The organism is Achromobacter sp. UBA5777 (assembly GCF_002418565.1).
Lineage (GTDB): Bacteria > Pseudomonadota > Gammaproteobacteria > Burkholderiales > Burkholderiaceae_B > Achromobacter > Achromobacter animicus.
The window spans coordinates 1-10,543 of sequence record NZ_DIEJ01000076.1 but is presented as its reverse complement, the minus strand read 5'-3'; the positions used below and the strand labels follow the sequence as shown (position 1 = coordinate 10,543).

12 protein-coding genes and 2 pseudogenes are annotated in these 10,543 nt (G+C 64.6%); 3 read left to right on the top strand and 11 right to left on the bottom strand.

What is annotated here, in order from left to right; translation table 11 throughout:
• A pseudogene (locus tag B3446_RS05425) lies at positions 1-225 on the bottom strand (hypothetical protein); the annotation flags it as partial.
• A 133-nt stretch (positions 226-358) separates the two neighbouring features.
• Here B3446_RS05425 and B3446_RS05420 point away from each other — a divergent pair.
• Positions 359-577 carry a DUF3717 domain-containing protein gene (locus B3446_RS05420; RefSeq protein ID WP_291378168.1) on the top strand — a complete coding sequence of 73 codons (219 nt, stop codon included), beginning with the start codon at positions 359-361 and terminating at the stop codon, positions 575-577.
• Between the two features lie 48 nt (positions 578-625).
• Here the strand turns inward: B3446_RS05420 and B3446_RS05415 are convergent, their stop codons facing one another.
• From B3446_RS05415 to B3446_RS05395, 5 genes and pseudogenes are all read right to left on the bottom strand, one after another.
• On the bottom strand, positions 626-1,231 hold the full coding sequence (locus B3446_RS05415; RefSeq protein ID WP_291378166.1) for an SCO family protein: 606 nt from the start codon (positions 1,229-1,231) through the stop codon (positions 626-628).
• Positions 1,232-1,248: 17 nt separating this feature from the next.
• Positions 1,249-2,142, bottom strand: a complete 894-nt coding sequence (gene cyoE, locus B3446_RS05410) for a heme o synthase (protein ID WP_175123882.1) — start codon at positions 2,140-2,142, stop codon at positions 1,249-1,251.
• 13 nt (positions 2,143-2,155) lie between these two features.
• Positions 2,156-3,189, bottom strand: a pseudogene (locus B3446_RS05405) (COX15/CtaA family protein).
• A 21-nt stretch (positions 3,190-3,210) separates the two neighbouring features.
• The gene (locus tag B3446_RS05400) at positions 3,211-3,786 is read right to left on the bottom strand and encodes an SCO family protein (protein ID WP_175123983.1); all 576 of its coding nucleotides are present in this window, start codon (positions 3,784-3,786) and stop codon (positions 3,211-3,213) included.
• A gap of 77 nt (positions 3,787-3,863) precedes the next feature.
• On the bottom strand, positions 3,864-4,676 hold the full coding sequence (locus tag B3446_RS05395; RefSeq protein ID WP_291378164.1) for an SURF1 family protein: 813 nt from the start codon (positions 4,674-4,676) through the stop codon (positions 3,864-3,866).
• Between the two features lie 36 nt (positions 4,677-4,712).
• Between B3446_RS05395 and B3446_RS05390 the strand changes: the two genes are divergently transcribed.
• Positions 4,713-4,913: a twin transmembrane helix small protein gene (locus B3446_RS05390; protein WP_105236947.1), complete on the top strand. Its 201-nt coding sequence runs from the start codon at positions 4,713-4,715 to the stop codon at positions 4,911-4,913.
• A gap of 165 nt (positions 4,914-5,078) precedes the next feature.
• Here the strand turns inward: B3446_RS05390 and B3446_RS05385 are convergent, their stop codons facing one another.
• From B3446_RS05385 to coxB, 5 genes are all read right to left on the bottom strand, one after another.
• Entirely contained in the window at positions 5,079-5,954 is an 876-nt protein-coding gene (locus tag B3446_RS05385; protein WP_191576291.1) for a cytochrome c oxidase subunit 3, read from the bottom strand.
• Positions 5,955-5,990: 36 nt separating this feature from the next.
• Positions 5,991-6,215, bottom strand: coding sequence for a DUF2970 domain-containing protein (locus B3446_RS05380; RefSeq protein WP_056565538.1), 225 nt, complete (start codon positions 6,213-6,215; stop codon positions 5,991-5,993).
• Positions 6,216-6,225: 10 nt separating this feature from the next.
• Positions 6,226-6,351 (bottom strand): cytochrome oxidase small assembly protein, encoded by a 126-nt coding sequence (locus tag B3446_RS05375; RefSeq protein ID WP_217467855.1) that lies wholly within the window; start codon positions 6,349-6,351, stop codon positions 6,226-6,228.
• Positions 6,352-6,381: 30 nt separating this feature from the next.
• Positions 6,382-7,989, bottom strand: coding sequence for a cytochrome c oxidase subunit I (ctaD, locus tag B3446_RS05370; protein ID WP_175123886.1), 1,608 nt, complete (start codon positions 7,987-7,989; stop codon positions 6,382-6,384).
• Positions 7,990-8,092: 103 nt separating this feature from the next.
• Positions 8,093-9,250, bottom strand: a complete 1,158-nt coding sequence (gene coxB / locus B3446_RS05365) for a cytochrome c oxidase subunit II (protein WP_175137072.1) — start codon at positions 9,248-9,250, stop codon at positions 8,093-8,095.
• A gap of 288 nt (positions 9,251-9,538) precedes the next feature.
• On the opposite strand from coxB, the gene B3446_RS05360 reads away from it, so the two are divergent.
• Positions 9,539-10,351 (top strand): NUDIX hydrolase, encoded by an 813-nt coding sequence (locus tag B3446_RS05360; protein ID WP_291378156.1) that lies wholly within the window; start codon positions 9,539-9,541, stop codon positions 10,349-10,351.
• Positions 10,352-10,543: the final 192 nt, after the last annotated feature.

Here is a 10,543-nt window from a genome sequence, read left to right as displayed (position 1 = left end):
CGCGGTGGTGGGTGGTTCAGCGGCCGGCGCGGGCGCCAGGTTGGCGTCTTCGGGGCCGGCCTCGGCCACGGCGGCGTCCGCGTGCGGATTGGCGGACGGCGACGGCAGCCAGCCCAGCACGGCAGCGACGCCTACCGAACACATGACGATGACGGCGATCGCGGCGACGGCAAGCAGCGGATGCAAGCCGCGGCGCGGCGACGCGGAAGAGGTCGAAGTATTCATGACGATGCTCCATCGTAACTAACCGGCAGTGGTATAGCACCCGCGCGCGGTTTCGGCATGTTGCGATGGTGACCCTTCATTGCAGGGCAGATGGAGGGTGGACAGGGTGGGGCATTCGTGGAAAATAGGCCCCATGGATTCGATCACGCTGACCCAACTGGAACAGGCAATCAACTACTGGCGCAACACGTCGCCTTCGGTGGGAGAAGAGTCGCGCCTGTGCCCCGAAGCAGCCGCGCTGGCCGCCCCTTACGCGCTGATGATCATCAGCCATCAACGCGAGATCGCCGCCACGGAACTCGGCGATAAAGCGCGGGCGGCGCTGGCGGCCTGGGCGGCCGCAAAGGTCTGAGCAGCCTGGCGGCTGGCGCCGCAATCAACCGCGCAGTTAGCCCCGCGGTTATCCCTTCAGCAGCGCCTGGATGTCATGCGTCAGGGCATCAACCCCGACGTTGTTGTTGACCAGCACGCGCGACTCTCCCTTGCCGTCCAGCAGGTAGAACGCGGCCGTGTGGTCCATCGTGTAGTTGCCGTCCTTGGTGGGCGCCTTGGCGTAATACGCCTTGAACGACGCCGCCGCCTTCTTGACCTGGTCCGGCGTGCCGGTCAGCCCCAGGAACCGCGGATCAAACGCCGTGACGTACTGCTTGAGCACCTCGGGCGTATCGCGCTCCGGGTCCACCGAAATCAGCAGCACCTGCACGCGATCGGCGTCCGGACCCAGCTTTTTCATGACTTCGGTCAGTTCGGCGAGCGACGTGGGGCACACGTCTGGACACTGCGTGAAACCGAAGAACACGACCACGACCTTGCCGGAAAAGTCCGACAGCTGGCGCATCTTGCCGTTGTGATCGGGTAGTTCCATGGCGCGGCCCAGTTGCGTGCCGCTGATGTCGCTGCCCTTGAACACGGGTTTGCTCTCGCCGCAGGCAGCCAGGGCGGCGGCGACTGCGGCAGCTGCGCCCAGTCGCAGGACCAGCCGGCGGCTGGCGGAAAACACGGACATCAACAACCTCCAGGGGATCAGCGCAACAGGCCGACCCAGTGGTCCACCAGCAGCGCGCCAAACAGCAGCGCCAGGTAGAGAATGGAAAAACGGAACATGCTGCGGGCCAGCTCGTCGCTGTACGCGCGGTACAGGCGCCAGGCGTAGGACACGAACATGCCGCCCAGCACCAGGGCGGACAGCAGATAGAGTTCGCCGCTCATGCGGATGGCGTAGGGCAACAGCGTGGTCGCCATCAGCGCCAGGCTATACAACAGGATGTGCAGGCGGGTGAACTGGTTGCCGTGCGTCACCGGCAGCATGGGCAGGCCGGCCTTGGCGTAATCGTGATTGCGATAGAGCGCCAGCGCCCAGAAGTGCGGCGGCGTCCAGATGAAGATGATGAGGACCAGCACCCAGGCTTCTGCCGGCACCGAGTCCGCAACGGCAGCCCAGCCCAGCGCGGGCGGCATTGCGCCCGACAGGCCGCCGATCACGATGTTCTGCGGCGTGCGCGGCTTGAGGATGATGGTGTAGATGATGGCGTAGCCCACGAACGTGGCGAACGTCAGCCACATGGTCAGCGGGTTGACCATGTTGTACAGCACGAACATGCCGGCGCCGCCCAACAGGCCCGACAGGCTCAGCACCTGGAATGCCGAAATGGTGCCGCGCGCCGTGGCCCGGCGCGCGGTGCGCAGCATGCGGGCGTCGACTTCCTGTTCGATCAGACAGTTGATGGCGAACGCGGCGGCGGCCAGCAGCCAGATGCCGATCGTGCCGAACAGCACACGGCGCATGTCGGGAATGCCGGGCGCCGCGAGGAACATGCCGATCACGGCGCAAAACACCGCCAGCTGCGTGACGCGCGGCTTGGTGAGAACGAGGTACTGGCGGAGCAATCCGGATTGAGGAGCGGCAAGACTGGTCATAGTGGACCTCATTTTAAACGCGCACCAAATTGGGGTCGTACCGCCCGGCTCGCGGCCGGCCGACGCCAGCCGGACCATCAACACCACCGCGGCCAGCGTCAGGCCCGCAGCGCCCCCATTGTGCAGCACGGCGATCAGCAGCGGCCACTGGAAGAAGATGGTGGTCAGTCCCGTGAAGAGCTGCGCGGCCAGCAGGGCCAGCATCAGCGTGGCCGGGCCGCGCAGGCCGGGCTCGGCCGCGCGCAGCCGCCACGCCAGAATGCCCAGATAGACGAACACCACGAAGGCAAAGTTGCGGTGCACCCAGTGGATCGCCGTCAACGCGGGCTGCGAGATCATTTCGCCGGAAGGCAGCTCGCCCAGGCCCCGGATGACGGAATAGCCGCCGTGGAAGTCCATTTCCGGCACCCACACCCCGTGGCAGGTGGGAAAGTCCATGCAGGCGAGCGCCGCATAGTTGGTGCTGACCCAACCGCCCAAGGTGACCTGCACCAGCAGGAGTCCGAATCCGACCGCCACCCACGGTTTCCAGCGCACGGCCTCGGCGCTGACCGGGAGGTGCGGACGCTCGCGCGAAGACAGCCAGGTCATCAGCGCCAGCACCGACAGGCCAAAGACCAGATGGGCCGTCACGACGGCGGGCATCAGCTTGTGGGTCACGGTCCAGGCGCCGAACGCACCCTGCACGCACACGGCGACCAGCGTCGTGATGGCCAGCGCGGGCGAACGGCCCAGTTCGCGGCGATAGCGCCACGCCATGTAGACGATGCCGATGATGAGCATGCCCAGAATGGCGCCGACATAGCGGTGGATCATTTCGATCCAGGCCTTGGACAGCGTCACCGGCCCGAAGGGCATGGCCTGCGAGGCTTCGTGGATGTCGCCCATCGCGCCGATCGGCGTGACGCTGCCGTAGCAGCCGGGCCAGTCCGGACAGCCCAGCCCGGAATCGGTCAGGCGCACGAAGGCGCCGAACATGATGAGGTCCAGCGTCAGGAACCAGGTAAAGAAGACGAGCTTGCGATAACGCGCTTTGATGCGTTCCATATTCAAATCAAAAACCTACATTCAACCAATGCGCGAGTTATAGACGAGCTTGCTGATGTCCTTGCGCACCCGCACGCCATCCGCCTCGGCGGGATACTGCATCATCAGATTGCCCAGGGGATCAATCACCCAGATCGGATCCTGCAGGCCGGGCTGGCCGGCGGCCGTGTCGCGCGCCAGGAGGAACCGGGCCAACTGATCCGGATCCACGCGCACCATCACCGTGCCCTTGTAGGCCTCCAGCACCTTGTCCGGCACCACCGCGTCATCCGTGATGAACCAGACGCGCGCCAGGCGGTCCACGTTCTTGCCCTGGCTGGCGTGGCTGTTGCGCGTGATGAACAGCTTGCGCGCGCAGCTTTCCGGGCATGCTGCGCCGTCGGCGGCCACCAGCAGCCATTTGCCCTTCAGGCTTTCCAGATCGAAGGGCTTGCCGTCCAGCGTGGTCAGGCGCAGTTCGGACGCCGCGGGCATGGGCCGTTGGGGCGACAGCAGCGTACCGTAATTGCTGGAATCGGTGGGCCACCACTGCGGGTTCAGGTAAACCACGAACGCCGCGACGATGGGCGCCAGCGAGCACAGGAACACCAGCACCATGGGCGTCAGCGAACGCTTGACTGCAGGCTTGTTGGTTGGAATGTCGCGAGCCACTTTTTATCCTGGAATAGCGTTGGTCATCTGCGCGCACGCATGCGCGCCTGGGCCTGCTGGTCCACGCGCTGGCGTGAGCGGCGGATGGCGCCCCCCAGCACCACCAGCCATGCAATGGCGGCAATCGCGCCAAAAGCGAACCACTGTACCGCGTACGACGTGTTCTGCTGGAAATCGACAGAGGGCTGGGGCCAGTCGCGCACCAGGCCGTCGTTGGCCTGGCCGCCCTGGCTGAGCACCGTGGGCAAAAGATTCAGTCCGGTCGCCTGGGCGTAGGCGTCCAGCGGCAGGTTCTGCACCTGCGGCACGGTGCCGCCGGCCACCGGCAGCGCCGCGGGCAGGGTGGAGGTTTCCGTGCCGCTCAGCGACCACAGCTCGAACATGCGGGGCACGCGCACCGACAGCTCGCCTTGCACGGTCTGCACGCCCTCGGGCGTGGCCGGAAGCTGCGGTTCGCCCTGGCCCTGGATGACGCGCGGCAGCCAGCCCCGCAGCACCAGCACCGCGCGATTCGTGGCCGCATCCAGCAGCAGCGGCGTGGCCAGCCAATAGCCCGGCCGCCCTTCATGGTTGCGATTGTCCAGCAGTACACTGAATTGCGGCAACCACGTGCCGCTTGCTTGCACCACGCGCCAGGCCGTCATGTCGGCGGGCGGCGTCGACGGCGTCAACGCCAGCGGCGCTTGCTTGCGGCCCGCTTCGATCGAGGCCAGAATGGCGCGTCGCTCATCGCTGCGGCGCAACTGCCATTGCCCCAGCGACACCAGCACCATCACGGCGAGGCCAAGCAGCAGTAAGGCGGCTACCGTGTAGCGGGTGGAATGCGGTCGGGACATCTGTCGTTGCTGAATCTGAATAGTCGGGAGACCACAATGCGCGTTTTCGTCGTTCTGGCCTTCATCGGGATACTGGCCAGTCTGGCATCCGCCCTGGTCTACCTGATGCGGGACAAAGGTACCACCAACCGCACGGTCAACGCGCTGACGGTCCGCATCGGCCTGTCGGTCGCCCTGTTCCTGTTCGTGCTGTTCGCCCATCACATGGGCTGGATCGAAAGCACCGGTTTTAGATAGGCTGCGCGGGCCCCGGTTCCCCGGCTTGTGCGCCGCACCCGCTGGCGCGTCCCGCCAAATGGCCTGAAAGCGCGACGGATGCCGGCTTGCCGCCCGGCCACCCCTTCGCGCTTTCCCGTGCCGCAACCGCAGCCGGTGCCGCCGGCTGCGATCAGAACCACGACGTCAGAACCAGTACACGAACAGGTACAGGCCCAGCCACACCACGTCGACAAAGTGCCAATACCAGGCCGCGCCTTCAAACCCGAAGTGATGGTCTGCCGTGAAATGGCCGCGGATCAGGCGGATCAGGATGACCGTGAGCATCGTGGCGCCCAGGATCACGTGGAACCCGTGAAAGCCGGTCAGCATGTAGAACAGCGACCCGTATGCGCCCGAGTTGAACTTGAGGTTCAGGTCCTGGTAGGCGTGGATGTACTCAAACGCCTGACAGCCCACGAACACAAAGCCCAGGATGACAGTGGCCGCCAGCCAGAACTTCGCCTTGCCGCGGTGGTTTTCACGCAGCGCATGGTGGGCGATGGTCAGCGTGACGCCGGAGCTCAGCAGCAGGGCCGTGTTGATCGTGGGCAGCCAGAAGGGACCCACGGTCTGGAACGGTTCCACCACGCCGGCCGGCCCGAAGTTCGGCCACGCGGCCTGGAAATCCGGCCACAGCATCAGGCGGTGGTCGATGTCGCCCAGCCACGGCGTCGTGATGGTGCGCGTGTACCAGAGCGCGCCAAAGAACGCCGCAAAGAACATGACCTCGGAGAAGATGAACCAGCTCATGCTCCAACGGTACGAGCCGTCGATGCGCTTGCTGTTCAGGCCGGTCTCGGATTCGTGGATGGCGTCGCCGAACCAGTAATACATGACGATGACCACGCCGATGAACCCCACCAGCACGGACCACTTGCCCCAACTGGCGCCGTTGACCCAGGCCGCGGCCCCCAGGCCCATGAAGAGCAGTGCCACGGCCATGCGCACGGGATGGCCCGAGTCGGCGGGGACAAAGTAGTACGGTGCCTCTTTACCTTGAACCGAGTGGCTTGCACTCATGGCTTTCTCCCTGGTACAGATTTAGATTTAGGTAATTCAAGTCAGGCTGGAAACGGCCCAACGAACAATTAAAACCAGCACAGTCACAAAAATTGCCGCTGCCAGCAGTCCGGCCACGATGACGTGGACCGGATTGAGCTTGGCGCTGTCCTCACGGTAGCCCGCGCCCTTGCGCACACCGAAGAACCCCCACGCCACCGCCTTCATCGTCTGAAGGAAACTCAGCTTGCGCTGAGACGTTTCGCGAAGGTCGTCGCTCATGCCCAGGCCTCTAGCCGACGGCCTTGCCGGTCAGCAAGGCCGAACCGCGGATCACCGTCCAGGCAAACACGGCAACGACGAAAACCAGAAGAACCAGTCCTGCGATTTTGTTACGGCGGCGCTGCTCGGGTGTCATTGCTGTGCTACCTGGAACATGGATAGGGATTTACTTCACTTCGGGCGGCGTTTCGAAGGTGTGGAACGGCGCGGGCGACGGCACCGTCCATTCCAGCCCTTCGGCGCCTTCCCACGGCTTGGCCGGGGCCGGTTCGCCCTTGCCCATGTAGCAGCGCAGGATCGCAACCAGGAAAATCAGCTGCGACAGGCCGAACCAGAACGCGCCGATCGTGGCGAGCTGATGGAACGTCGTGAACTGCGCGGCGTAGTCGGCGTAACGGCGCGGCATGCCGGCCAGACCCAGGAAGTGCATCGGGAAGAAGGTCACGTTGAACGAGATCAGCGTCGACCAGAAGTGCAGCTTGCCCAGCTTTTCGCTGTACATGCGGCCCGTCCACTTGGGCACCCAGTAGTAGGCGCCGGCAAACAGCGCGAACAGGGAACCGGCCACCAGCACGTAGTGGAAGTGAGCCACCACGTAATAGGTGTCGTGGACCTGGATGTCGATCGGGGCCACCGACAGGATCAGACCCGTGAAGCCGCCCATCGTGAACACGAAGATGAAGCCGATGGAGAACAGCATCGGCGTCTCGAAGGTCATCGACCCGCGCCACATCGTCGCGACCCAGTTGAACACCTTCACCCCGGTCGGGATGGAGATGAGCATGGTGGCGTACATGAAGTAGAGCTGACCGGTCACCGGCATGCCCGTCGTGAACATGTGGTGCGCCCACACGATGAACGACAGCACGGCGATGGAGGCGGTGGCGTACACCATCGAGGCGTAGCCGAAGAGCTTCTTGCGGGCGAACGCGGGCACGATGGCCGACACGATGCCGAACGCCGGCAAGATCATGATGTAGACCTCGGGGTGCCCGAAGAACCAGAACACGTGCTGGTACAGGACCGGGTCACCGCCGGCGGCGGCATTGAAGAAGCCCGTGCCGAAGTGGCGGTCGGTCAGCACCATGGTGATGGCCGCGGCCAGCACCGGCATCACGGCCAGCAGCAGGAACGCCGTGATCAGCCAGGTCCAGCAGAACAGCGGCATCTTCATCAGCGTCAGGCCGGGCGCGCGCATGTTCAGGATGGTCACGATGATGTTGATCGCGCCCATGATGGACGACGCGCCCATGATGTGGATGGCGAAGATGGCCAGGTCCATGCCGGGGCCCATCTGCAGCGACAGCGGCGCGTACAGCGTCCAGCCCGCGGCGGTGGCGCCGCCCGGCACGAAGAACGAGGCGGTCAGCATGATCGCGGCGACCGGCAGCAGCCAGAAGCTGAAGTTGTTCATCCGCGCGAACGCCATGTCGGATGCGCCGATCTGCATCGGAATCATCCAGTTCGCAAAGCCCACGAAGGCCGGCATGATCGCGCCGAACACCATGATCAGGCCGTGCATCGTGGTGAACTGGTTGAACAGCTCGGGGCGGAAGAACTGCAGGCCCGGCTCGAAGAGCTCGGTGCGCAGCAAAAGGGCGAGCGTGCCGCCCTCCAGAAGCATGACGAACGAGAAGATGAGATACATCGTCCCGATGTCTTTGTGGTTCGTTGCAAAAAGCCACCGGCGCCAGCCCGTGGGCACGCCGTGATGGTGGTCATCGTGACCGTGGCCGTGGCCCGGCGACACGTGGTCTACAGTGACGCTGCTCATGATGGACTCCTTCCTGCTGAGTGCCAGCCCCGTCCAACGGGGCGGCAGGGTATCTCTGACTAAACGGAACCGGTTCTACGGTGAAGGAACGGCACGCGCGCAATCAGCGCGCGGGCGTGATGTCCTTCGGAAGAACCGTCGGGTCCTGCCCCTTGCCGGCGTTGCTCCAGGCATGGCGCGTATAGCTGATGACCGCTGCGATCTCGACATCGTTGAGCTGCCCGCCGAACGCCGCCATGGCGGTGCCGGGCTTGCCCTTCAGCACGGTGTTGATCTGCTCCCCCTTGGGGCCCAGAACAACCTTGTCTCCGTCGAGCGGCGGGAAGGAACCGGGAATGCCCTTGCCGTTGGCCTGGTGGCAGGCCACGCAATTTGCCGCGAAAACCTTTTCGCCGCGGGCAACCAGTTCAGCTTCCGTCCACTCTTTATTGGGATCGTCGGCGTTTGCCGCCATCTTCTTCTTTTGGTCTTCAACCCACTTATCGTAGTCGGGCTGCGCCAGGACTTCCACGACGATGGGCATGAAGGCGTGGTCCTTGCCGCACAATTCCGCGCACTGGCCGCGATAGATGCCAGGCTTTTCGGCGTTGAACCAGGTGTCGCGCAGGAACCCGGGGATGGCGTCCTGCTTCACGCCGAAGTCCGGAACCATCCACGAGTGGATGACGTCGGCCGCCGTGAGAACGATGCGGATCTTCTTGTTGGCGGGGACGACCAGGTGGTTGTCCACTTCCATCAGATAGAACTCGCCTTTGGGCTCCCGATTCTCGATCTGGGCGCGCGGCGTGGAAAGCGTGGAGAGGAACTTGATGCCGGCGGCCGAGCCGTCCAGATATTCGTAGCCCCACTTCCATTGATAGCCGGTGACCTTGACGGTCAGGTCCGCGCTGGAAGTGTCTTTCATGGCGACGACCGTCTTGGTGGCCGGCAGCGCCATGGCGATGACGATGATGAAGGGAATGACAGTCCAGGCGACTTCGACGCCCAGGTGTTCGTGGAAGGTCGCCGCCTTGTGGCCGCGGGACTTCCGGTGCGCCCAGATGGAGTAGAACATCACTCCGAAGACGCCGATGAAAATCACAATACAGATCGTGAGCAGCAACCAATGCAGCCACATGATGTCGCGCGAAATCGCGGTGACGCCTTCATGCAGGTTCAGCTGATTGACCTTCGGACCGCCGGGCATGTTTTGCACCTGGGCACCGGCCACGCCGCCAATCAGCATCGCACAAGCCCCCAGTATCCCTCTCCACTTCTTCATGCTTACCTCGAAATACGGCGCGAAGGCCCATTTGCTGGTGGCGGAAGTCACCGGAATACGGGCAACACGCAATTATTAGATGGCAGGGCGATGCAGGGAGATAGAGCGGCCCTGTCGTTCCCTCTCGAAATCACAAAGAAACTGGCGGATTATAGCGGACGCGCAAACAGATGTAATTTAGTGCTCTTGAATTCATGCGGCCCGCCCCCATAGGCACTCGCCCCTTGACGACGGACCGTAAACCGGGTGGCTTAAAATCGCCAGCAACCTCATCTCCTTGGCGCCACGATGCAAAAGCAGTTGCCCGATTTGTATGCCGCCCTGTGCGCCCGCGCGCAGGAGCCCGCCCCTGAAGGCGCGCGCGCTTTATATATAGCGGGGCGCCGCTGCGGCTGGGCCACGCACGCGGCCTGCGACGCGCTGCGCGATGCGCCGCAAACGCACGCGGACGACGCGGCGCTGCGCATCGGCCAGGGCCTTGCCCCCGGCAATGCGCTGGACGCCGTGCTGGAACAGGCCGCGGAACTGTTGCGCCAGGCCAACTGCCTGCGCGGCTGGCGCGATGAATTGCTGGACGTTCTGGATGGCGACGAGCCGCTGGGCGTCATCGAACGCGCGGCCGTGCGGCCGCTGGGTCTGTTGACCAAGGCCGTGCATCTGAATGCGTGGACGCCCGACGGCAAGCTGTGGGTCGCCCGGCGCTCGCTCAGCAAGTCGACCGATCCCGGTATGTGGGACACGTTGGTCGGCGGATTGGCGGGAAGGGGCGAGGATCTGGAACTGGCGCTGGTGCGCGAATGCGGCGAAGAAGCCGGCCTGGACGAACCCGACCTCGCGCGCCGCACGCCGCTGCGCACGATCCTGCGCATCCACCGCCGGCTGCCCGAGGGCTATCAGGTGGAAGACGTGCTGACCAGCACGTGCATCCTGGCGCCGGACGCGTGGCCCGCCAACCGGGATGGCGAGGTCATGGAAATCGCCACCGTCGACGTCGCGACGGCCTTGCACCATATCGCCGAAGGCGAGTTCACGCTGGAAGCGGCCCTCGTGCTGGTCGAAGACATCATGCGGCGCCAGGCCGCCGGCGACATCAAGATCTGAATCGCTGAGCCGGGCTGCGCCTACACGGCGCGCCCGGCAGATTGTGCCTAGCGGGGCGCCGGTTCCGGCGTGCCCATCACGGAACCGCCCGACGCCGCAGCGCCCGACGCTTCGGTGCCCGACGCATCACCGCCGTCCGCAGGTTCGCCGCGCAGCTCACGCGCCGCCCGCAGATCCTCGCCTTCCGGCGGA